Annotated in this window: 24 protein-coding genes, 2 tRNA genes and 1 riboswitch; of the genes, 2 read left to right on the plus strand and 24 right to left on the minus strand. The window is 62.1% G+C overall.

Annotation, left to right across the window (positions count from 1 at the left end; all coding sequences use genetic code 11):
- Positions 1-251: 251 nt before the first annotated feature.
- The 8 genes from lgt to hisI form a co-directional block, all read right to left on the minus strand.
- Entirely contained in the window at positions 252-1406 is a 1155-nt protein-coding gene (lgt, locus tag EU811_RS16525; protein WP_142939417.1) for a prolipoprotein diacylglyceryl transferase, read from the minus strand.
- A gap of 21 nt (positions 1407-1427) precedes the next feature.
- Positions 1428-2240: a tryptophan synthase subunit alpha gene (trpA, locus tag EU811_RS16530; protein WP_142939418.1), complete on the minus strand. Its 813-nt coding sequence runs from the start codon at positions 2238-2240 to the stop codon at positions 1428-1430.
- On the minus strand, positions 2240-3616 hold the full coding sequence (gene trpB / locus EU811_RS16535) for a tryptophan synthase subunit beta (protein ID WP_142939419.1): 1377 nt from the start codon (positions 3614-3616) through the stop codon (positions 2240-2242). Before trpB ends, trpA begins: the two co-directional genes overlap by 1 nt.
- A gap of 114 nt (positions 3617-3730) precedes the next feature.
- The gene (trpC, locus tag EU811_RS16540; RefSeq protein WP_187697230.1) at positions 3731-4549 is read right to left on the minus strand and encodes an indole-3-glycerol phosphate synthase TrpC; all 819 of its coding nucleotides are present in this window, start codon (positions 4547-4549) and stop codon (positions 3731-3733) included.
- Between the two features lie 2 nt (positions 4550-4551).
- Positions 4552-4824, minus strand: coding sequence for an HGxxPAAW family protein (locus EU811_RS16545; RefSeq protein WP_142939421.1), 273 nt, complete (start codon positions 4822-4824; stop codon positions 4552-4554).
- A gap of 131 nt (positions 4825-4955) precedes the next feature.
- A complete protein-coding gene (locus EU811_RS16550; protein ID WP_142939422.1) occupies positions 4956-5561 on the minus strand; it encodes a Trp biosynthesis-associated membrane protein in 606 nt (201 codons plus the stop codon).
- A complete protein-coding gene (locus EU811_RS16555) occupies positions 5558-7141 on the minus strand; it encodes an anthranilate synthase component I (protein ID WP_142939423.1) in 1584 nt (527 codons plus the stop codon). The genes EU811_RS16550 and EU811_RS16555 overlap by 4 nt, the downstream gene beginning before the upstream one ends.
- Before the next feature lie 58 nt (positions 7142-7199).
- The gene (gene hisI, locus EU811_RS16560; RefSeq protein WP_142939424.1) at positions 7200-7616 is read right to left on the minus strand and encodes a phosphoribosyl-AMP cyclohydrolase; all 417 of its coding nucleotides are present in this window, start codon (positions 7614-7616) and stop codon (positions 7200-7202) included.
- An 89-nt stretch (positions 7617-7705) separates the two neighbouring features.
- Between hisI and EU811_RS16565 the strand changes: the two genes are divergently transcribed.
- Positions 7706-8350, plus strand: a complete 645-nt coding sequence (locus EU811_RS16565; RefSeq protein WP_142939457.1) for a TIGR03085 family metal-binding protein — start codon at positions 7706-7708, stop codon at positions 8348-8350.
- A 58-nt stretch (positions 8351-8408) separates the two neighbouring features.
- Here the strand turns inward: EU811_RS16565 and hisF are convergent, their stop codons facing one another.
- From hisF to EU811_RS16640, 16 genes are all read right to left on the minus strand, one after another.
- Positions 8409-9185 carry an imidazole glycerol phosphate synthase subunit HisF gene (gene hisF, locus EU811_RS16570; RefSeq protein ID WP_142939425.1) on the minus strand — a complete coding sequence of 259 codons (777 nt, stop codon included), beginning with the start codon at positions 9183-9185 and terminating at the stop codon, positions 8409-8411.
- A 39-nt stretch (positions 9186-9224) separates the two neighbouring features.
- Complete coding sequence (hisG, locus tag EU811_RS16575) at positions 9225-10085, minus strand: ATP phosphoribosyltransferase (protein ID WP_142939426.1); 861 nt, start codon at positions 10083-10085, stop codon at positions 9225-9227.
- 84 nt (positions 10086-10169) lie between these two features.
- Positions 10170-10433 (minus strand): phosphoribosyl-ATP diphosphatase, encoded by a 264-nt coding sequence (locus EU811_RS16580; protein ID WP_018778638.1) that lies wholly within the window; start codon positions 10431-10433, stop codon positions 10170-10172.
- 104 nt (positions 10434-10537) lie between these two features.
- Complete coding sequence (gene ribH / locus EU811_RS16585) at positions 10538-11023, minus strand: 6,7-dimethyl-8-ribityllumazine synthase (protein ID WP_142939427.1); 486 nt, start codon at positions 11021-11023, stop codon at positions 10538-10540.
- A 17-nt stretch (positions 11024-11040) separates the two neighbouring features.
- Positions 11041-11745, minus strand: coding sequence for a GTP cyclohydrolase II (ribA, locus tag EU811_RS16590; RefSeq protein ID WP_142939428.1), 705 nt, complete (start codon positions 11743-11745; stop codon positions 11041-11043).
- Positions 11742-12437 (minus strand): 3,4-dihydroxy-2-butanone-4-phosphate synthase, encoded by a 696-nt coding sequence (gene ribB / locus EU811_RS16595; RefSeq protein ID WP_142939429.1) that lies wholly within the window; start codon positions 12435-12437, stop codon positions 11742-11744. The genes ribA and ribB overlap by 4 nt, the downstream gene beginning before the upstream one ends.
- The gene (locus EU811_RS16600) at positions 12437-13063 is read right to left on the minus strand and encodes a riboflavin synthase (protein WP_142939430.1); all 627 of its coding nucleotides are present in this window, start codon (positions 13061-13063) and stop codon (positions 12437-12439) included. Before EU811_RS16600 ends, ribB begins: the two co-directional genes overlap by 1 nt.
- Positions 13063-14157: a bifunctional diaminohydroxyphosphoribosylaminopyrimidine deaminase/5-amino-6-(5-phosphoribosylamino)uracil reductase RibD gene (gene ribD, locus EU811_RS16605; RefSeq protein ID WP_187697231.1), complete on the minus strand. Its 1095-nt coding sequence runs from the start codon at positions 14155-14157 to the stop codon at positions 13063-13065. Before ribD ends, EU811_RS16600 begins: the two co-directional genes overlap by 1 nt.
- 41 nt (positions 14158-14198) lie before the next feature.
- A complete protein-coding gene (gene pnuC, locus EU811_RS16610) occupies positions 14199-14903 on the minus strand; it encodes a nicotinamide riboside transporter PnuC (RefSeq protein ID WP_142939432.1) in 705 nt (234 codons plus the stop codon).
- 89 nt (positions 14904-14992) lie between these two features.
- A riboswitch (FMN riboswitch) is annotated at positions 14993-15148 on the minus strand.
- Positions 15149-15226: 78 nt separating this feature from the next.
- Positions 15227-15901, minus strand: coding sequence for a ribulose-phosphate 3-epimerase (rpe, locus tag EU811_RS16615; protein WP_142939433.1), 675 nt, complete (start codon positions 15899-15901; stop codon positions 15227-15229).
- 46 nt (positions 15902-15947) lie between these two features.
- Positions 15948-17516, minus strand: a complete 1569-nt coding sequence (locus EU811_RS16620) for an RsmB/NOP family class I SAM-dependent RNA methyltransferase (protein ID WP_142939434.1) — start codon at positions 17514-17516, stop codon at positions 15948-15950.
- Complete coding sequence (gene fmt, locus EU811_RS16625; RefSeq protein WP_142939435.1) at positions 17513-18433, minus strand: methionyl-tRNA formyltransferase; 921 nt, start codon at positions 18431-18433, stop codon at positions 17513-17515. The genes EU811_RS16620 and fmt overlap by 4 nt, the downstream gene beginning before the upstream one ends.
- Positions 18430-19002 carry a peptide deformylase gene (def, locus tag EU811_RS16630; RefSeq protein WP_142939436.1) on the minus strand — a complete coding sequence of 191 codons (573 nt, stop codon included), beginning with the start codon at positions 19000-19002 and terminating at the stop codon, positions 18430-18432. The genes fmt and def overlap by 4 nt, the downstream gene beginning before the upstream one ends.
- A gap of 70 nt (positions 19003-19072) precedes the next feature.
- Positions 19073-19945, minus strand: coding sequence for a cytochrome (locus tag EU811_RS16635; protein ID WP_142939437.1), 873 nt, complete (start codon positions 19943-19945; stop codon positions 19073-19075).
- 12 nt (positions 19946-19957) lie between these two features.
- A complete protein-coding gene (locus tag EU811_RS23555; protein WP_160147655.1) occupies positions 19958-20125 on the minus strand; it encodes a hypothetical protein in 168 nt (55 codons plus the stop codon).
- Positions 20126-20277: 152 nt separating this feature from the next.
- A tRNA-Val gene (locus tag EU811_RS16640) sits at positions 20278-20349 on the minus strand.
- Positions 20350-20599: 250 nt separating this feature from the next.
- Here EU811_RS16640 and EU811_RS16645 point away from each other — a divergent pair.
- Positions 20600-20672, plus strand: a tRNA-Gly gene (locus tag EU811_RS16645).
- Positions 20673-20678 lie beyond the last annotated feature (6 nt).

Raw genomic sequence — 20678 nt, forward strand, 5'->3', positions numbered from 1 at the left:
TCCTTCCTCGAGATCGTGCGTATGGAAGGGACAACGTTGGCCCCACCTTGCCTGCCCTGTGACGGGCACAACAAAGCGCTAGTAATTGGAATTGTAGGCCAGCCGATCCAGCGCAACGAACAGTTACGCAGACCTCTGGCCCCGGCTTGACCAGTGAACATCGGTATGCTGCGATCCGGTTTCCGGGGTGCCACGACGCTGTGGACTGGGCCCTACGAGCGGTGACTCTGTTGCCCCTTTACCGAACGCGACTACTTGGTGTCGTCTGCCTTCGGCGTGGATCCGGGGGCCTTCCTTGCGGCAGTTGCAGCAGATGTGGAACCGGTGCCGGACGTGATGTCCTTTCCCGTCTCCCCTGCTGATTCCTGCGGCTCGTCAACGTGGCCCGGATCGCTTTGGTTATCTGGGAGATTACCACGCGAACCAGTATCTGAGACAGATGCGTCCACATCATGACTGGTGACGCTGGTCACCGCAGCCGGCTCCTTTTGCGCCGTTTTTTCGGGCTCGCGGCCCGGCAAATAAGGAGTATCGGGCACCGGCCGGCCCTTCCGGCCCAGGACGAAGAAGATCGCCAGAGCGGCTACAAAGACAAAGATGCTGGTCCACACATTGAGCCTGGTGGTAATCCCGAAAAGGCTGATCTGCTCAGCATCGTCAATGCGCAGCGCTTCAATCCACACGCGGCCCAAGGTGTAGTACACGGCGTACAACCAGAAGAGCCGACCCCACCGGAAATTGAACTTCTTATCCAGCAGCAGAAGGATGGCGACACCCGCCAGGTTCCACAGCATCTCGTAAAGGAACGTCGGGTGGAAGAGAGTGCCCGCAGCCATGTCCGGCGGGAAGTTGGCATTGGCGGGGTCAATCTCCAGTCCCCACGGCAACGTAGTGGGCGCGCCGAAAAGTTCCTGGTTGAACCAGTTTCCCAAGCGTCCGATGGCCTGGGCCAGGAGCAGGCCCGGAGCTGCTGCATCAAGGAATGCCGTCAACTTAACGCCTGCCCGTCGGCAACCGATCCATGCACCTACCGCACCGAGGATCACAGCACCCCAAATGCCCAAACCACCCCGCTGGATCTGCGGAATCAGCGAGAGGTCCCCTGTGCCGTCAAACCCGGGCCCGAAGTAAGCGTCCGGGGAAGAGAAGACATGGTAGAGGCGGCCACCGATAATGCCGAAGGGGATCGCCCAGATGGCGATGTCCCACAGACTGCCCTCAGGCGCCCCGCGGCGCTTCCAACGTGCCGAGGTCAGCCACAAGCCAACGATGATGCCCGCCAGGATGCAGAGGGCGTATGCGTGGATGCGCAACGTCCCCCACGGTAGCGGAATGTCGAAACCGGACCACGATGGGCTCGGGATACTCAAGGGGACCATTGCCGCAGCGTGGAGGACGTTCTGCATTCGCTTCGCTGTTTCCTTTTTCTAGGCTTCTGCAGCTGCGCGGCCCAGGCCGGCGCTGAGGTTCTTGGTGAGTTGTCCGACGGCGTCCACGCCGCCGTCGCGGAGGGCCGCCACCAACGCGGTCCCGACGATCACGCCGTCCGCGTATGCAGCAATTTCACGGACATGATCCGGGTTGGAGACGCCCAAACCGACGCACACCCGATTGGCGCCGGCGGCGTGGGCGCGGGCCACCACGTCTTCAGCACTGCTGCTGACCGACGTGCGGGTTCCGGTGACGCCCATGATGGACACAGCGTAGACAAACCCACGGCTTGCCTTGACCGTCATGTCCAGTCGCTCCGGAGTGGAAGAGGGCGCCACAAGGAACACCCTGTCCAGGCCGTACCTGTCGGAGGCTTCAAACCACTCATGAGCCTCATCAGGGACCAGGTCCGGTGTGATGAGTCCTGCTCCCCCGGCTTCGGCCAGGCGACGGGCGAACTCGTCCACGCCCATGCGCATGACCGGGTTCCAATACGTCATGACCAAAACTGCTGCATCGGTGGCGGCAGTAATGCCTGCAACCACGTCAAAGACGTCTGCGACGCGGAATCCGTTGGAGATCGCTTCAGTGGTAGCGGCTTGGATCACGGGACCGTCCATCACGGGATCGGAGTACGGAATGCCGATTTCGATGAGGTCAGCACCGTTCCGGGCCAAGGCTATGCCGGCCTCGATGCTCTCCTTGACCGTGGGGTAGCCGGCGGGAAGGTACCCCACCAACGCGGCCCGGCCTTCTGCTTTGGCCCGGTCAATGACGGCGGCGGATTTGCTGGCGAATTCTTCAGTCATCAGTTCTGGTCCTCGTTGACATCCACGGCTGCTTCGTTGGTGCGCTCGGTGGGCCCCTTAGGCTTCCGCGTGGACAGTGTGGTGCCCTTGACGTGCCCTTCCTCGTCCAACATGTTGAACCAGGCGGCAGCAGTCTCCACATCCTTATCGCCACGCCCGGACAGGTTCACGATCACTGTCACGTCCGAGGGATTTTCCTTGCCCTCCGTGAGACGCTGGCCGATCTTGATGGCACCGGCCAATGCGTGGGAGGACTCGATAGCAGGGATGATGCCTTCAGTCCGGCACAGGAGGCTGAACGCATCCATGGCTTCGGTGTCCGTCACGGCCTCGTAGGTGACACGCCCGATGTCTGCAAGGTAGGAGTGCTCCGGGCCGACGCTCGGGTAATCCAGCCCGGCAGAAATGGAGTGGGACTCAATAGTCTGACCGTCTTCATCCTGCATCAGGTACGAGCGGGCGCCGTGAAGTACGCCCGGGCGGCCCAGCGAGATGGCTGCAGCGTGGCGACCTGTCTCCACCCCTTCACCGCCGGCTTCAAAGCCGTAGATCTTCACTGATGCGTCGTCAAGGAATGCGTGGAAGAGGCCGATTGCATTGGATCCTCCACCGATACATGCAGCGATGGCGTCGGGAAGCTTCCCGGTTTGCTCCAGGATCTGGCTGCGCGCCTCTTCACCGATGACTTCGTGGAAGTAGCGGACCATGGCAGGGAAAGGATGCGCTCCGGCGGCGGTACCCAGCAGGTAGTGGGTGTGCTCCACGTTGGAGACCCAATCCCGAAGGGCATCGTTGATGGCGTCCTTGAGCGTCTGCGAACCGTTGGTCACGGGAACCACGGTGGCCCCCAGGAGCTGCATGCGCGCCACGTTCAAGGCCTGCCTACGGCAATCCTCGGCACCCATGTACACCACGCACTCAAGGCCCAGCAGTGCCGCGGCGGTTGCGCTTGCCACGCCGTGCTGGCCTGCGCCGGTCTCGGCGATGACGCGGGTCTTGCCCATCCGCTTTGCGAGCAGTGCCTGGCCCAGGACGTTGTTGATTTTGTGGGAACCGGTGTGGTTGAGGTCCTCGCGCTTGAGGAAGATGCGCGCCCCGCCTGCGTGCTCCGAGAAGCGCTTGGCCTCGGTCAGCAAAGACGGCCTGCCGGAGTAGTTCTTGTTCAGGTCCTTGAGCTGGGCGATGAAATCAGGATCAGCTTTGGCCTTCTCAAAGGTGTCCTGAACTTCGTCAAGGGCGGCGATGAGCGACTCGGGCATCCAGCGTCCGCCATAGCTGCCAAAGTAGGGCCCCGATGCATTCCGCAGCGAAGGGCCACCTTGGAGGAATGCATCCGCTGCATTCTCTTCTGAGCCGGCTGTTGGCGCGTCGACCATCAGTCTCACCGTCCTGTTCCAGTTAGTTCTTTGGGTAGTTCCACGTGCCACAAGGCAGCCGCAGGCTGATGCCCGGGCTGCCTTGCAACTATTCGCCGTGACTCAGGTGCTGCCTCAGTTCCTGACGGCGATTGCGGCAGCTCCCGCTGCCTTGAATTCAGTGATGCGTTCGCGCGGTGTGGAGTCGCTGACCAGCGCTTCCCCCACCAGGATGGCGTTGGCGCCGCCCGCGGCGTAATGAGAGACGTCCTCGGGACCCCTGACGCCGGATTCGGCCACGATGACGGACTCAGCCGGAATCAAACCGGCCAATGATCCGAAAACGGAACGGTCGACGTCGAGCGTTTTGAGGTTGCGCACATTGATGCCAATGATCTTGGCCTGCGCCGCGACAGCTCGCTCGATTTCCTCTTCGGTGTGCGTCTCCACCAGGACGTTCATGCCGAGCTCGTGGCTCAGAGCACTGAAGTCAGCAAGCTCCGAGTCGGACAGCGCCGCAACGATCAACAGGATGAGATCGGCACCGTGTGCACGGGCTTCCCAGATCTGGTACTCGTCAACGGTGAAGTCCTTGCGCAGCAACGGCGTTTCGACGGCGGCACGTACGGCGTCGAGGTCCGCCAGGGAACCGCCGAAGCGGCGCTGTTCGGTGAGGACGCTGATCACGGAAGCCCCGCCGTCGGCATACTGCGCCGCAAGCGACGCAGGATCGGCGATGGACGCGAGATCACCTTTGGAAGGGCTGCGACGCTTGATTTCGGCGATGACTTTGAGGTCGTTGCGGATGGATGACGGGCCACCCAAGGCGGCCCATGCATCACGGGCCGGAGCAGCGTTAGCGGCGCGCTCCTTCAGCTCCGCGAGGGACACGAGACCACGCCGGGCCTCCATGTCCTCCTTGACGCCAACAATGATGTCATCAAGAACGGTCACGATTAGTGACCGTTGTTCTGCAGCTTGCTGCCGCCAACTCCGTAGCCTGCCTTGCGCATGACGAAGCCCACGATCAGGCCGATAACCATGACCACCAGTCCGCCGACGAAGATCGGGGTGTTGGCGATGACAAATGCGATGGAAGAAATCAGGGCGCCCACCAGCATCACAAGTACGCAGGTCCAGGCAGCCGGGCTGTTTCCGTGGCCAATGGCGTCAGCGTGGCTGGCCATTTTGGATTCAGCTTGGTTTGCGGACACTGTGGTTTTGCTCATGTGAAATCTCCTCAGGATGAATACTGCTTACATTCTGCCATTTATTGACGACGGCCGGGACATCGCCGGACGTCATCGCAGGTGTGGTCGGCTTTGTTGCGCCGGGGAACCCGAAAGTACGATGCGACTGCTTACGTGGGGTCTTCTCCGCGCGAGAGGCTGTCCCAGCTGTCGATCTCGTCAACGGGTTCGTTGTTGCTCTTCTTGCTTCTCGTCCCGGCGTCATATTTGGTCCGTGAGGTCCAGTGACGAGCCGCAAGCGGCAAGAGAACAGCGCAGACCGCCAGAAGGGAACCGGCAATGATGGCAAGCACGGGGAACACAGTAACTGCTGCATCGGCCTGCCCGCCCGATACTCCCGTGGCTGCAGCTATGGAACCTTGCGCGGCTCCCAACGGATCCAGCATGACGGTCACTGCCGCGAGGATGATCCCCGCAGCTGACAAAACAATGAGGACTGCAATGATCCAGCGCGCTATCTTTCCGGCGATGGATGCAGCCAAGCCGCCCGCCAGAGCGACGACAGCCAGTGCTGTGACCGCGGTAGCCGCTTTGCTTCCTTGGACATGGAGGTCACTGTTGGAGGCACCAGTGGGGTCCAGCCGGACCTCGATCCAGGTCTGAGTGGTGGCTCCAAAAACGGCCAGCGCAAGGATGGTGGTGGCCAGAACCAGAGTGGATTTTCGCGCCCACCGCGGAGACTGCCTCACAGAAGGTGCTGAAGATGCCGCGCTCATGAAATCGACGTCCCGGTGTCGGATTCATCTGCGCTCCGCACAGACCTTGCGGAAATGTTCTGCAACGAACCGGCTGTGTGCACCGCACGGAGAGGTGCGGCAGCTTTGTTCACCGTTTCAAGGGCTTCCGAAGGCTTGTGCGAATCGGCCACGATCCCACCGCCGGCCTGGACGTAGGCGCGTCCCTCACGGAGCAGTGCGGACCGGATGGCAATGGCCATGTCCATGTCTCCGGCGAAGTCCAAGTAGCCCACCACGCCGCCGTAGATACCACGCCGGTGCGGTTCGAGTTCGTCCAGCAGCCTGAGCGCGCGCGGCTTGGGAGCACCGGAAAGAGTGCCCGCCGGAAAAGTCGCTTTGAGGACGTCGTAGGCCTTTGCGTGCGGGGCGAGCTCGCCTACCACGGTGGACACCAGGTGCATGATGTGGCTGAACCGCTCCACTTCCATGAACTGCGTAACGTCCACGGTTCCGGCCACACAGACCTTGGAGAGGTCGTTGCGTGAGAGATCCACCAGCATCAGGTGCTCTGCGCGCTCTTTCTGGTCAGCCAGAAGCTCAGTAGCCAATGCCTTGTCGGCCTCCACCGTCTTGCCACGGGGGCGCGAGCCGGCGATGGGGTGGGTAATAACTTCCTGTCCGGTCACCGTGACCAAGGCCTCCGGTGAGGAGCCCACAATCGAGTACTCGCGGCCGTCCGCGTCCTCCAGGCTGAAGAGGTACATATACGGGCTGGGGTTGGTGTTGCGCAGGACGCGATAAACATCCAGGGGGTCCGCGGCGCATTCCATTTCGAATCGCCGCGAGATCACTACCTGGAAAACCTCACCGTCAACAATGGCTTCCTTGCCGCGGTCGATTGCTTCCAGGTATTTGGCCTCGTCCCAGCGTTCCTGGACGCTCGAGGCGAAGTCCAGGGCAGCCGCTTCAAGCACGGACACGGGCTGGGCAACCGGTGTGCTGATCTGCTCCAGCAGCGCCTTCACCCGGGCTACGGCGTCGTGCCAGGCATCATCCACCCGCTCGGAGCTGTCATCGAAATTAATGGCGTTGGCAATCAGGAGGACGGTGCCGTCCATATTGTCGTGCACCGCCATGTCGGTGACCAGGTTCAGTGCCATCTCGGGCAGCTGCAGATCATCTTCGGGCGGGGACGTCAGCCGCTCCCAATGGCGCACAGCTTCCCACCCGAGGAAGCCCACCAAACCGGACGTGAACGGCGGCAACCCATCAAAGCGGTCAGTTTGAAGTGCCGCGACGGTGTCCCGCACAGCGTCAACGGGGTTGCCCGAGACAGGAACTCCCACGGGTGGCTCACCAATCCAGTGCGCCTGGCCGTCTTTGGTGGTCAGCGTGGCACGGGACTTGGAACCGATGAAGGAGTAGCGCGACCACGCGCCGCCAACCGCAGCGGATTCCAAGAGGAAGGTTCCCGGTTGCCCCTTGGCCAGCTTTCGGTACAGGCCAATGGGAGTCTCGGCATCCGCCAAGACCTTGAGTCGGACAGGGATGACACGGCTGTGGACGGCGAGTTCGCGGAACTCTTCCAGGCCCGGGCTGATGATTCCAAGGTCCTGCATGGCTATGTTTTCCGCCTTATTGTCTGAGGTGGTGCGTCAGTGGAAAGTGGTGGGTGCCTTAGTCGGGGTGGCCCGTAACAACTGTGAAGTCGCGACCATCGAAGCAGGTCCGGGTTCCGGTGTGGCAGGCTGCGCCGATCTGGTCCACGCGGATCAGGAGGGCATCGCCGTCGCAGTCAAGGGCGACAGACTTCACGAACTGTACGTGTCCGGAGGTGTCGCCCTTACGCCAGTACTCCTGACGGGAGCGGGAGTAGAACGTGACCCTGCCGGAGGTCATGGTGCGGTGGAGAGCCTCATCATCCATCCAGCCGAGCATGAGGACCTCATGGGTGTCGTGCTGCTGCACGATAGCTGCGACGAGGCCGGAAGAATCCCGTTTCAGGGCGCTGGCGATCTCCTGCGGCAAAGGGCTCGCGGGCTCGCTTGAGGGCTCCGCGGCAGGAGTTGGGCTGGGGGCGGACTGCTCTGACATCAGATCAAGTCTAGTGCCTTTGGCGGGAGCCGGATTCTGCGGCGGTTCCACTGCGCAAGAGTGCTCCGATCGTGCTAGTTTCACAAGTGATGCATTTCGTCGATCCTTCCCGAGAAGTACTGGCCGAAACCCTTCTGGCGGCCGGACCTGACTCCCCCACGCTCTGCGAAGGGTGGCAGACGCGGGATCTTGCTGCGCATTTGTATCTGCGCGAACGGAAGATTGCAGTGGGTTTGGGCCTGCTGATTCCCAGTTTGGGCAAGGCCTCGGAGAAGGCCACCTCCAAACTCGCTGCCAAGCTCAAGAGCCCTGAAGCCTATGCGGACCTCATCAAGACGTTCCGCGCCGGCCCTCCGGCCCTCTCCCCCTTGAAGATCAAAGCCCTGGATGAGACGTCCAATCTCATTGAGTACTTTGTTCACACCGAGGACATTCGCCGCGCCGGCGACCGTTGGGCACCCCGGGCACTCGACGAAGCATATTCGGATGCCCTCTGGGACGACCTCATCAAGCGCGCGGCCTTCCTTTACCGCGGTGTGGACCTCGGTATTGTGCTTGTGCGACCCACCGGTCCCCGACACGTAGCCAAGCGAGCCCCCGTTTCAGTAGCAATCGTCGGCGAGCCCGGCGAACTGCTCATGCACGCTCATGGACGTACCAGCCAAGCGCTCGTCACCTTTGAAGGCCAGCCGGACGCCGTCGCGCTCTTGCAGTCAGCCGACATCGGCCTCTAAGTGCACAATGGAGGGTCACCTGCGCGGTGACCCTCCATTGCCTTTTAAACTCTACTGATCAGCGAACCTCGAAGCCTGCCTCACGAATCGCGGTCTTCACCTGGGCGATCATGTCATCCGGGCCAAAGTGGAACACCGAGGCCGCCAGCACGGCGTCCGCGCCAGCCTCCACGGCGGGCGGGAAATGGGCAGGCACGCCGGCCCCGCCCGAAGCAATGATGGGGATGTTTACCGCCGCCCGAACCAGCCGGATCAACTCGAGGTCGAAGCCGTCCTTCGTGCCATCGGCGTCGATCGAGTTGAGCAGGATCTCTCCCACACCCCTGTCGGCGGCTTCCTTGGCCCAGGCGATCGCGTCGATTCCGGTACCGGTGCGGCCACCATGCGTGGTCACTTCAAAACCGGACGACGTCGGGATGTCACCGTCACGAGTACGGCGCGCGTCCACCGAGAGCACCAGGACCTGCGAGCCGAAGTGACGGGTGATTTCATCGATCACATCGGGGCGGGCGACAGCCGCGGTGTTGATGGACGCCTTGTCCGCACCGAAGCGCAGGAGCTTGTCCACCTCTGCCACGCCACGAACACCACCACCCACGGTCAAGGGAATGAAGACTTCCTCAGCCGTGCGGCGGACGACGTCGAACGTGGTTTCGCGGTTGCCGGACGACGCAGTGACGTCCAGGAACGTCAATTCGTCGGCCCCGCCGTTATCGTACCGGTGCGCGAGTTCCACCGGATCTCCGGCATCTCGGAGTCCTTCAAAATTGACGCCTTTGACCACCCGGCCTGCATCGACATCCAGGCATGGGATGACGCGTACGGCTACAGCCATGTGCTGCTCCTAAGTTCTACTGGGCTTGCTGTCCGTGGATCAGATGCGGCAAGCGTGGATGCTGCTGACCAGGATGGCGCGTGCTCCGAGGTCGTAGAGCTCGTCCATGATGCGGTTGGTTTCCTTCTTGGGAACCATGGACCGCACAGCAACCCACTCCGAATCCCGCAGCGGTGAGACAGTGGGCGATTCCAAGCCGGGAGTCAGCGCAGCCGCGTCCTCCACCAGGTCTTTGCGGATGTCGTAATCCATCAGGACGTACTGGCGGGCTACGAGGACACCCTGGAGTCGACGGATGAGAATCTCGATTTCCTTGGCTGTCCCGTTGGCGGCTCCGCCCGAACCGGACCGGCGGATCAGCACGGCCTCGGACTTCAGGATGGGATCGCCAAAGATCTCCATGCCGGCAGCTTTGAGCGTGTTACCTGTTTCAACGACGTCGGCGATTGCGTCCGCGACGCCCAGACGCACGGAAGACTCAACGGCTCCGTCCAGCCGGACCACGGTGGCGTTCACGCCGCGCTCGGAAAGGTAATCGCGCAAAAGTCCGTCGTAACTGGTTGCCAGGCGCTTGCCTTCGAGCTGCTCGACGCCGGTGAAGTCACCTACCGGTCCAGCGAACCGGAACGTGGACGGCGCGAAGCCCAAAGGAAGCAGTTCTTCGGCTTCCACTTTTGCATCCAACAAGAGGTCGCGGCCGGTGATGCCGACGTCCAGGGTTCCCTGGCCGACGTAAACGGCGATGTCGCGGGGACGGAGGAAGAAGAACTCAATGTCATTGTCGGGATCAACCATGACCAGTTCGCGGGTGTCGCGGCGCTGGCGGTAACCAGCCTCGGACAACATTGCCGAGGCGGCTTCGGACAGGGATCCCTTGTTGGGGACTGCTACACGGAGCATTGGGAGACTTTCTTTTTGGAATGGAGGTTTTCAGGCACCTTGGCCACGCAGGGGGCTCCGCAACAGGCAAGCGGAGTGGCGTGGCTAGAGATGCTTGTAAACGTCTTCCAGGCTGAGGCCCTTAGCGAGCATGAGGACCTGCAGGTGGTACAGCAACTGGGAGATTTCCTCAGCGGCGGCTTCGTCCGATTCGTACTCCGCGGCCATCCAGACTTCGGCGGCCTCTTCGACCACCTTTTTACCGATGCCATGGATTCCGGAGTCCAGTTCGGCAACCGTGCGCGAACCTGCCGGGCGGGTCGCTGCTTTCTCACTCAGTTCTGCGAACAGCGTCTCGAAATTCTTCACGCCCTCCAGACTACTTGCTCAGGGGCAGCCACCGCTTGTTGGGGCGTTGCATGACGAAGGGGATGTGAGTGAAGACACACTCACATCCCCTTCGATCCAGGCCTCTAGCTGAACTGTTTGAGTGTCACAGCCGTGGCCAAGGCAGCGGTCACTGCTTCGTGTCCCTTGTCCTCCTTGGAACCCGGAAGGCCAGCACGGTCGATGCCCTGCTGCTCGGTGTCGCAAGTGAGGACGCCGAAGCCAACAGGCACCCCGGTGCGGACGCTGACGTCGGTGAGGCCCGACGTCGCGGCCTGGCAGACGTAGTCGAAGTGCGGGGTCCCGCCGCGGATCACTACGCCGAGGGCTACCACAGCGTCGAAGTGCGGCGCGAGCCTGGCCGCTGCAACCGGAAGTTCAAAGCTGCCCGGAACCCGCAGGAGCGTGGGTTCGGCGATGCCGGCTTCCTTGGCTGCGCGGAGGGCACCGTCAACCAGGCCGTCCATGATCTGTGTGTGCCAGCTCGCGGCCACAATGGCCAACTTCAGCTGTGAGGTTTCCTCGGGGTTAAGGGTGGCGAGGTCGATAGTTGGTGCGCCGTGGCCGCTCATAGTTGCTGGGGATCCGTTCAGTCTTGGTTGTTGTCAAAGGGTAGGGATGCCGGCGTCTTGCCGTTGCTGACGGGCTGGACGTCCAGCGCCAGCCGGTGGTCCATCCGGTCTTTCTTGGTCTGCAGGTAGCGGAGGTTCTGTTCGCGGGAGGGAACCTCGGTGGGCACCATCTCCACCACCGTGACACCGGCTTGGGCGAGGCGGTTCTGCTTATCGGGGTTGTTGCTCAACAACCTGACCTCGTGCAGTCCCATCTCCGCAAGGATCTGGCCCGCGGCAGTGTAGGAGCGCGCATCTACAGGCAGGCCGAGCTGTTCGTTGGCTTCCACTGTGTCAAAGCCGGCTTCCTGCAGCGCATATGCCTTGATTTTGTTGGCCAACCCGATGCCCCGGCCCTCTTGGCCGCGCAGGTACAGCAAGGTCCCGCCCTCTGCGTGGATGAGCTCCAGGGCAAAGGCCAACTGTTCTCCGCAGTCGCAGCGGTAGGAACCAAACACATCACCGGTGAGGCACTCCGAATGCAGCCTTACCAATGGTGCACGGCCGCCCTTGGGCGGGTTGGGGGAACTCACGGCGAGGTGCTCGTGGCCGGTCTCATGGTCAGTCCACGCCTGTGCCACAAAGTCACCAAAAGCCGTAGGCAACTGCACGATCGGCCCACCACTGACGGGGTGCGTCCCGGGGCCGGTGTGGTCGCTGCTGCGTGTGGTCGATGCGGTCATCGCTTCTCCTCGTCCTCCTGTGAAACATGTGCTTTCCGGGACTCTACCGCCTCAACATACGACACCAGGTCCTCGATGGAGATGAGGGGGCATCCATGTTCAGCGGCAAAATCACGGAGACTGTCCAGCCGCATCATTTCACCGTCGTCATGTACCAACTCTGCGATCACACCCACCGGAGCGAGCCCGGCAAGCCGACACAGGTCCACGGCAGCTTCCGTGTGACCTGGGCGTTCACGCACTCCCCCGTTAACCGCACGCAGCGGGAAAATATGCCCGGGGCGTGTGATCGATGCCGGAGTGCTGTTTGGATCCGCCAAAATTCGGGCAGTCAAAGCGCGGTCAGTAGCTGAGATTCCGGTGCTGACTCCGATCGCAGCATCGCAGGAAATGGTGTAGGCGGTTCCCTTTGCGTCCTCGTTGATCTCCACCATAGGCGGCAGGATCAGGGCGTCCGCGCGCTCTGAATCCAAGGGAACACAGATGACTCCGGATGAATAACGGATGGTCCAGCCCATGAGCGCCGGCGTTGCGTGCTCGGCGGCGAAAATGATGTCGCCTTCGTTTTCCCGGTCTTCGTTGTCCACCACGATCACGGCCTTGCCGGCGGCCATGGCAGCGATTGCTGATTCGACAGGATCCAAGCCGGTACGTCCCGTGCCGGCCGGAGTTGTCTTGGCGGGAGCGCTCATCAGTTGCCTCCCTGCCGGGGCGCGAAGGACAGGAGGCGTTCGGTGTACTTGGCCAACACATCAACTTCGATGTTCACCCGGCCACCCACCGCTTTGGCGCCCAAGCCGGTTTCTTCCAGCGTGGTGGGAATCAGGCCCACTTCAAACCACGGCGCCGTTTCTGCGGCAGGGCTGACCGCGGTCACGGTCAGTGAAACACCGTCGACGGCGATCGAACCCTTTTCGGCGATGTACCGTGCCAGCGTGGCCGGCACTCCAAACCTCAGCCGGTCCCAGTTCCCCAGCGGCTCGCGTTCCAGCAGCTCACCTACACCGTCCACATGGCCTTGGACAACGTGCCCATCCAGCCGTCCGCCGGCCGGAACGCAACGTTCCAGGTTTACGGCATCTCCCGCCGCCAGCTCGCCAATGGTTGTCCGGACGAGGGTCTCCCCCATGACGTCCACGCTGAAGTCCTGGCCCTCGATCTGCGTAGCGGTCAGGCACACCCCGTTGACGGCAATGGAGCCACCCAGGGGCAAGCCGTCTGCCGTGGTAGGCGCTTTCAGCCTCAATGTTGCGCTGGCATCGCCATCATGCTCAATGCCAAGCACAGTGCCTTGCTCGGCAACGATTCCCGTAAACATCAGTTTCCTCCTGTGAGATGTTCCGCAGCTTCTCCGTGAAGAACCACATTTTTCTGCGAAACCGAATTCTTGATAGTGCTGGCGGCGCCCCGTGGTGACCGCAGGTGTAGCCGAAGGTCGTTCCCGAGAATGCGGACAGCGCCGCCACCGGCGTCGTCCCAGGACCAGTGCTGGGCGTCCGCAAGTGTGGTGATACCGAGGTCATGAAGCGCCGGGGTACCGGATCCGAGCAACGTGGGAGCGAGGTAGACGATCAGTTCGTCCACCAGGTCCGCGGCAAGGAAAGTGCTCAAAATGGAGGAGCCTCCCTCCACCATGAGATGCCGGACTCCCTGCTCGAACAGCAGGCCCAAGGCTTCCGCCGGATCCCGCGTGGGCAGGTGAAGGAAACGCCCGTCGGTTCCCCGGACTGCAGCATCTTCAGGGACTTCCCGCAAACCCATGACTGCACGGAGGGGCTGGTGGGCCGAGAGCCCGCCCTCCGGTGTCCGCGCCGTCAATCGCGGGTTGTCGATCAGCACCGTCCCGGTTCCTACCAGGATCGCGTCGATCAGACCCCGCAGTCCGTGGTTGTCAGCAAGCGACTCCGGACAGGAGATCCATTGGCTGGTGCCGTCCACAGCGGCAATTCTGCTGTCCAGGGTCTGGGCTATATGCAAGGTGACGAAGGGACGCTTGGCCGCAACGGCGTCGAACCAGTCACGGTTCAGGTCCAGCGCCCTGCCACCTTCCAGCCCGGACCTGACGTCAATACCGGCGGCAGTGAGCGTGCGCGCACCCCCCGCGGCGGGGTCATGGGGATCGTCGACGGCGTAGATCACCCTTGCGATGCCTGCGTCAATGATGGCCTGGGCGCAGGGCCCGGTTCTGCCCACATGGTTGCAGGGCTCCAACGTGACAACCATGGTGGTTCCTGCAGTCTCGACGCCGTTCCTCCGGGCTTCGGAGATCGCGTCGGCTTCGGCATGGGCCGTTCCGGCCCCTCGGTGATAACCGGTTGCCAGTTGCTTTCCCTCCGGACTGAGGATGACCGCCCCTACCAACGGATTGGCTCCCCGCGGACCGGCAAGTGCAGCTTTTAGTGCGGCTTCCATGGCCGCATTCTCTGCTGCCGTGTAAAACGTATTGGCCGCGCTCACTGGACGGCCCCCGCGGACACAGCAGCGACTACGGGCTCGGCGTCGCGGCCGGCACGTTCGCGCTTTTCGGCCCGCCACCACACGAAGAACCCGGTGAGGGTAAAGAAGCCGTAGAACAGGTACATCACCGCGCTGGCGTAATAGCCTGCGCTGAACAGCAGCGGCACTCCCACAATGTCAACGGCCACCCAAATCAACCAAAATTCAGTCCATCCACGTGCCATGCCGTAGGTTGCCAGCAGCGATCCCATGAAGGTCCATGCGTCGGCCCAGACGGGCGGATAGGAGCCAAGCGCGTCGAACACGGGCGTCAGTGCAGCCGTGCCCGCCACCATCGCACCAATCAGCGCGAAGCGGACCTTGTTACTGGCCCAACCGGGGACAATGGCACGCCCTTGGGTACCCGACTGCCGCCCTTGCTGCCACCGGTACCAGCCATAAACAGCCACTGCGATGAACATGATCTGGCGGGCGGCCTGTCCCCACAGCGTGGCCGGTGCTGCGGCACCGAATACGTTGCCCAGGAAGACCGTGAGCAAGAGGATGTTACCCACGATGCCGATTGGCCAAGCCCAGACTTTTCGGCGCATACCGCCGAGGGCGCTGAGGAGCCCAAAGATGTTTCCAAGCACTTCGCGTAAGACAAGAGCAGATCCTCCAACGGGGATCTGTGCTTCGAAGAGCCATCGCAGAAAGTCCATGCCGTTCCTTCCCTGTAAGCCGCGATGACTCCGGGGGTGTACGACAGCGCAATGCCGGGCGTCGCAAAAGGGACGCCCAAGGCATGACTGTACGTGCTTCTCCCATCCAGACTTTAACTGTCGGTACTGGAATTTCACCAGTTCAACCGTCTGCCACCGAACGTCCAATTTCTTGGAATCCAGTGGCTCGCGGGTCGCGGACTATAACCGCCGGTTCGGACTTACACCGACCCCGGAGCACGTATGTGTTTTGTTATTCTGCCACAACTACAAAGATGTCCAGGCTATTCCCGGGCCATTTTCGTAACATGTGGTGACGCTCGTCAGCCGTTTGTCCAAGCAGCGGCTTGACCTGCTGCACGAAGCTTCTCGATCGCCTCCGCGGGATCTGGATGCCCGTACACGGCCGAGCCTGCAACAAAGACGTTCGCGCCGGCTTCAGCCGCGCGCGCAATGGTCTCCTCAGTGATACCACCGTCCACCTGGATGGCGACGCCGATCCCCGACCCCTCAATCGCTGCCCGCGCACGCCGGATCTTGGGCAACGTAATGTCCAGGAATGCCTGTCCCCCGAATCCGGGCTCCACGGTCATGATCAACAGCATGTCCAGTTCGCTGAGCATGTCCAGGTAAGGCTCCACAGGTGAAGCGGGACGTAAGGCCATGCCGGCCTTGGACCCCCTGGCGCGCAGTTCGCGGGCCAGCTTGACCGGCGCCATGGCAGCTTCGGCGTGGAACGTCACCGAAGCGACGCCGGCGTCCGCGTAGGCAGGCGCCCAGCGGTCGGCGTCGGAGATCATCAAGTGTGCGTCCAGCGGAACCGGGCTGACTGCTTGGATCCTTTGCACCACGGGCAGGCCCAGCGTCAGGTTGGGAACAAAATGGTTGTCCATAACGTCCACGTGGACGGCATCGGCATTGCTGATCCGTTGCAGTTCCGCCTCAAGGTTGACGAAATCCGCTGACAGGATGCTCGGGTTGATACAGCACTGAGACAAAGCAGCCCCTTCGGGTGGGTGGGAATGGGAAACCGGGTTACGGCAGCTACGGCTTTTTGCGGATGAGTGCCATAAACATGGCATCCGTTTGGTGAACGTGCGGCCACAGCTGGGCCGTGAGGTCATGACCTGCACCAAGATTTCCGGTAAGGCTGGCATCGTCCAACGCCTGCCCGGCGTCCAGCAGTTCAAGGTCCTCACGCTTGGCAAGCACGTCCGTAACAACGGCTGTGGTCTCGGCCGGATGCGGCGAGCACGTCACATACGCCACCACGCCACCGGGCCTGACGGCATCAAGCGCGGACTTCAACAGGTCACGCTGCAACGGACCCAGGTCACCGATGTCCGCGGGAGAGCGGCGCCACCGGGATTCCGGCCGCCTTCGCAGGGCACCAAGTCCACTGCAAGGTACGTCCACCAACACGCGGTCAAAAGTTTCGGGCTGCTCCGCACCCACTTCGCGGCCGTCGCCGGTCCGCACTGTCCACGCCTCATGCGGCACAGCCGAGAGTGCCTGCTGAACAAGTTTGGCCCGGTGCGGTGCCGGCTCATTGGCCAGGAGGGTAGCGCCGTCGCGGTGCGCCAAGGCAGCAAGGAGCGCAGCCTTGCCACCGGGCCCCGCGCACAAGTCCAACCACCGTTCAGTCTGTGCAGGAGAATTGCCCAGCTCAACTCCAGCCAAAGCACGGGCAACCAGCTGGGATCCCACGTCCTGGACGCGCGTAGTACCGCGGCGGACCGATTCAAAACGGCCCAAGTCCCCGCCGGCTGAAAGAGCTGAATCTTCCACCAGCTCACCTGCTGTAGCTCCATGATCGAAAGCCTCATCCAGGTTTCCAAGACCGGGCAACGCCACCAGGTTAACCACCGGGGCCGCGTTATCGGCCTCCAAGAGCGCATCAATCTCGGATTTGGGGCGACCGTGGTTCACCAGGGATTGGCGGAGTGCACGGACAATCCATTCCGGGTGGGCGTGGCGCAGGGCAGCAATTTTGGTCTCGTCGGATTCGTCATCCAGCACGATCTCCAGCCACTCGCCCATGGTGTGGGCAGTGACCTTACGAAGTACGGCGTTGATGAGGGCCGATGGTCCGGCTCCGATGACGGCGCGTGCCAGGCCGACGGTCTGATCCAGCGCTGCGTGCGCCGGAACACGCATGGAGAGCAGCTGGTGGGCGCCGATTCGCAGCGCATCCAGGATGGCCGGATCCAGTTGCTCCAAGGGACGGTCCACGCAACGGGCCAGGATGGCATCGTAGGTACCCTGCCCGCGCAAAGCCCCGTAGCTCAATTCAGTGGCGAAGCCAGCATCGCGCCGGTCCAGGCGGTGCTCGCGGATACGTGCCGGCAGCACCAAGTTTGCATAGGCGTCTTCGGAGGCAACCGCCCGAAGAACTTCAAAGGCCACGAGCCGGGCTGGATCAGCGCGACGTGTGCGTTGCGAAGGAGCGTTATTGGTAAAACCCCTTTGCGGTCCCCTGTTCCGTTCCCGGCCCTGCGCGTTGCGTTTGCTTTCGCTGCGGGCGCTACGGTTACCCTGTGAGTCCCGGTTGCCCGCCCCGCCGCCGTCCCGGCTCCCGCTGTTGTTGGGGCCTCGCCGGCCGGACTCGCTCATTCGAATACCACTCTCTCGGGTGTTGCCAGGCCGCGCGCCCAATCGGCAGGCGACATCATTTTCTTACCGGCCGGTTGGATCCGGCCAAGCTCCACTGCATGGGAACCGGTACCTACCAGAACCGACTTGCCGTCCACCTTGATGCTCCCCGGCGGAAGATCCTTGATATCGGGCCGGAGAGTCACGGGTTCAAGTTTGACCCTCTGGCCGTCCAAGGTTGTCCATGCTCCGGGTTCAGGGGTAACTCCTCGCACCCGGCGGTTCAAGGCAAGGGCCGGCTGCTGCCAGTCGAGACGACCGTCGTCGAGCGTCAGCTTGGGGGCGAGGGAGATCTCCCCGGTCTGCGGCTGAGGAGCAGCCTGCCCGGCATCAATGGCGGAAAGGGTCTGGCTCAGCAGTACCGCGCCACTGATGGACAGGCGCTCGAGCAGATCACCCGCGGTATCTTCAGGACGAACTGTTTCTGTGAGTGTGCCAAATACAGGCCCGGTATCCAGGCCTTCTTCAAGCTGGAAAGTAGCCGCCCCGGTGACGTCATCGCCCGCGATGATGGATCTTTGCACGGGCGCCGCACCGCGCCATGCAGGGAGGAGCGAGAAGTGCAGGTTGACCCAGCCGTGGGTGGGTACACCCAGCGCGGCCTTGGGAACAATGCCGCCGTAAGCAACGATTGCGGCGACGTCGGGAGCGAATTCCGCGATTTTCTGCGTGGTTTCCGCGTCGACCTTTGCCGCTCGAATGACCTCGATACCGAGTTCCATGGCTCGTGCAGCAACCGGCGAAGGCGTCAGAACGCGCTTGCGGCCCACGGGCGCATCAGGCCGGGTGAGGACCGCAACGATCTGGAAGCCAGCCTTAACCAAGGCATCCAACGACGGCACAGCCACAGCGGGCGTTCCTGCGAAGAGGACCCTCACTCGGGAGCTCCGAAACTACCGCCGCCGAAACTGGAGCCCACGGAGTTGGCGCGTTGGGAGGTTGTTTGCTCCGTGATGGCGTGATAGTTGGCGTTCCGGATGGCACGGAGGGCGGCCTTTCGGTCGTCCCCTTCCAACCTGTCGGTATAGAGGACGCCGTCAAGGTGATCTGTCTCGTGTTGGAAACAACGGGCCAACATGCCCTCCGCCTCCACCGACACCGGATTCCCGTTCAAGTCCACGCCAGTAGCCCTGGTAGCCCGGTAACGGCGCACGGGAAAGCCCAAACCGGGAATGGAGAGGCAACCCTCTACTTCGTCCGGCTGGAAATCCTCACTGTTTTCCAGGACCGGATTGATGATGTGTCCTTCCACTCCCCCAATGCGGTAGGTAAACACACGCTGGCTTACCCCCACCTGAGGAGCGGCGAGGCCGGCACCTTCAACGTCTTCCATGGTTTCGGTCATATCAGCTACCAGCTTGGCGAGCTCCGGACCGAAATCGGTGACGGGGTCAGCTACGGTGCGCAGCACCGGATCCCCGATGATTCGGATACTCAAAATTGCCATCTGCTGTCAGTCCTCACGATCGTCAAACCAGGCTCCGGTTGTTACGGGGCCTAGGCCAGTTTAGTTGAGGTCATGTTGCTGCAGGTGCGGCGCCTGCTGAAGCGAAGACGGGCGGAGCAATAGGGAGCAACGGCTGTCCGGCCGCGACAACGTCCGCTGACATCTCCCATACGCGCCGCAAGGCGCAGAACTTCCACCAGTGGTGCTTGAGGATGTCCGGATTGGCCCGTTGCGGCCTGACTTCGGTCTCGCCGATAGCTACCGCCAGCAACATGGGGTTATCGCCGTACTTCCACGGCTCCCATTCACCTGCAACAGGATCCACCAGACTTTCCTCTGCCTTCATCCCGGCCGCGAGCTGCATGACCACTTTGTCATCGAGGGCTTTGACCGTACCGTCGCGGGTCGTGCCTTTGGTTTTGTAGTCAATCAGGCAGATGCGGCCGTTGATCCGGGCCACGAGGTCCAACGTTCCGGCATAACCCACCGTTTTGTTCCACACCGTGATCTCGGGCGCGAGGGGCTCTACCCGGTAGAGTTCCCACCACTCATCAAAGCGGGCAGCAAAGGCCTGTTCTCCATGGGCGGCGAGGTCTTCCCGGCATTCTTCCAGACGGTGCGGCCGCCCCATGGCCCGCAAAGCCACCTGTTCGCAGTATGTATGAACACGATCCCCGCGTGCTGCAGCTGCATCCCGATAAACCTCAGCGGCCTTGGAGGCTTTGTTGATGGCCTGACGAATCCTGGCAGGACTTCCGAGGATGGCCGGAAGCTCAGGATCTGCAGCCAGGCTGCTTGCGCCCATGTAACTGAACCAACCGTCCAAAGCATGCGCCTGTTGTCCGATCACTGTGGTGATGGACGGCACAGAAAATTGCTCAGTGGTGGAGCGGGCGTACATCCGGCCGTAGTCAGTAGCGTGGGCAAGCAGTGGAGCAGTCATATAAAGACTGTGTCACAGAGGACCGACAGAATTCATCCGCGGAAAGATCACGGCAAGCTGCTCAGGAGGCAGCCTGGCCAGCTTGCCGGCGAGGATCGGCGCGGTCGCTGAGAGATCTACAAGGCGGGCGGCAGTTTCCGTGACGGCCGGGAGCAGTTCCGGCTCCTCTTGTTCGTGCATGCTGATGGGTGTCGCGTGCACGTGAATCGTGACGCAGAAACCAGAAATCGGGCAGGCATACGGGTTGCACTGGAAAACAGCTGAATAAGGAAAAACCCCGTCCGGACCGACTCAGTCAGTCCAAACGGGGTTTAACCATTGCATACAGGCTGTGGGCGATACTGGGTTCGAACCAGTGACCTCTTCGGTGTGAACGAAGCGCGCTACCACTGCGCCAATCGCCCGGGTGCATAGAAAACACTAACGGACCATCGCCGGAATGCAAAACGGATCCTGATGTTCAGGCCGCCCTCGAACTACAACAGTGAAATTACAGCGGTGAGATTCGCTCAAATCCGCGTGAATACAAGGATCCAGCCGCCACTGCGATCAAAAGCAAGCTACCGATTTGGAGTTTGCAGGAACCTCCTATAGAGTTTTTACTCGTCGGAAAGCGACGGAATGCCTGCAAGGCTGCCCGCCGATAACGACACTGCGGACGTAGCTCAGCTGGTAGAGCACCACCTTGCCAAGGTGGATGTCGCGAGTTCGAATCTCGTCGTCCGCTCGCAAG

The sequence above is a fragment of the Arthrobacter sp. TS-15 genome (assembly GCF_006964045.1).
GTDB lineage: Bacteria > Actinomycetota > Actinomycetes > Actinomycetales > Micrococcaceae > Arthrobacter.

Coding starts and splice junctions, on each gene's coding strand:
- ribA (WP_142939428.1), bottom strand. CDS start 11,745: ATGACCGCATCGACCACACGCAGCAGCGACCACACCGGCCCCGGGACG.
- ribH (WP_142939427.1), bottom strand. CDS start 11,023: ATGAGCGGCCACGGCGCACCAACTATCGACCTCGCCACCCTTAACCCC.
- def (WP_142939436.1), bottom strand. CDS start 19,002: ATGGCAATTTTGAGTATCCGAATCATCGGGGATCCGGTGCTGCGCACC.
- pnuC (WP_142939432.1), bottom strand. CDS start 14,903: ATGGACTTTCTGCGATGGCTCTTCGAAGCACAGATCCCCGTTGGAGGA.
- EU811_RS16555 (WP_142939423.1), bottom strand. CDS start 7,141: ATGCAGGACCTTGGAATCATCAGCCCGGGCCTGGAAGAGTTCCGCGAA.
- ribB (WP_142939429.1), bottom strand. CDS start 12,437: ATGAGCGCTCCCGCCAAGACAACTCCGGCCGGCACGGGACGTACCGGC.
- trpB (WP_142939419.1), bottom strand. CDS start 3,616: ATGGTCGACGCGCCAACAGCCGGCTCAGAAGAGAATGCAGCGGATGCA.
- trpA (WP_142939418.1), bottom strand. CDS start 2,240: ATGACTGAAGAATTCGCCAGCAAATCCGCCGCCGTCATTGACCGGGCC.
- ribD (WP_187697231.1), bottom strand. CDS start 14,157: ATGGAAGCCGCACTAAAAGCTGCACTTGCCGGTCCGCGGGGAGCCAAT.
- hisG (WP_142939426.1), bottom strand. CDS start 10,085: ATGCTCCGTGTAGCAGTCCCCAACAAGGGATCCCTGTCCGAAGCCGCC.
- EU811_RS16600 (WP_142939430.1), bottom strand. CDS start 13,063: ATGTTTACGGGAATCGTTGCCGAGCAAGGCACTGTGCTTGGCATTGAG.
- EU811_RS16545 (WP_142939421.1), bottom strand. CDS start 4,824: ATGAGCAAAACCACAGTGTCCGCAAACCAAGCTGAATCCAAAATGGCC.
- EU811_RS16620 (WP_142939434.1), bottom strand. CDS start 17,516: ATGAGCGAGTCCGGCCGGCGAGGCCCCAACAACAGCGGGAGCCGGGAC.
- EU811_RS23555 (WP_160147655.1), bottom strand. CDS start 20,125: ATGCACGAACAAGAGGAGCCGGAACTGCTCCCGGCCGTCACGGAAACT.
- hisI (WP_142939424.1), bottom strand. CDS start 7,616: ATGTCAGAGCAGTCCGCCCCCAGCCCAACTCCTGCCGCGGAGCCCTCA.
- EU811_RS16550 (WP_142939422.1), bottom strand. CDS start 5,561: ATGAGCGCGGCATCTTCAGCACCTTCTGTGAGGCAGTCTCCGCGGTGG.
- lgt (WP_142939417.1), bottom strand. CDS start 1,406: ATGCAGAACGTCCTCCACGCTGCGGCAATGGTCCCCTTGAGTATCCCG.
- EU811_RS16635 (WP_142939437.1), bottom strand. CDS start 19,945: ATGACTGCTCCACTGCTTGCCCACGCTACTGACTACGGCCGGATGTAC.
- hisF (WP_142939425.1), bottom strand. CDS start 9,185: ATGGCTGTAGCCGTACGCGTCATCCCATGCCTGGATGTCGATGCAGGC.
- EU811_RS16565 (WP_142939457.1), top strand. CDS start 7,706: ATGCATTTCGTCGATCCTTCCCGAGAAGTACTGGCCGAAACCCTTCTG.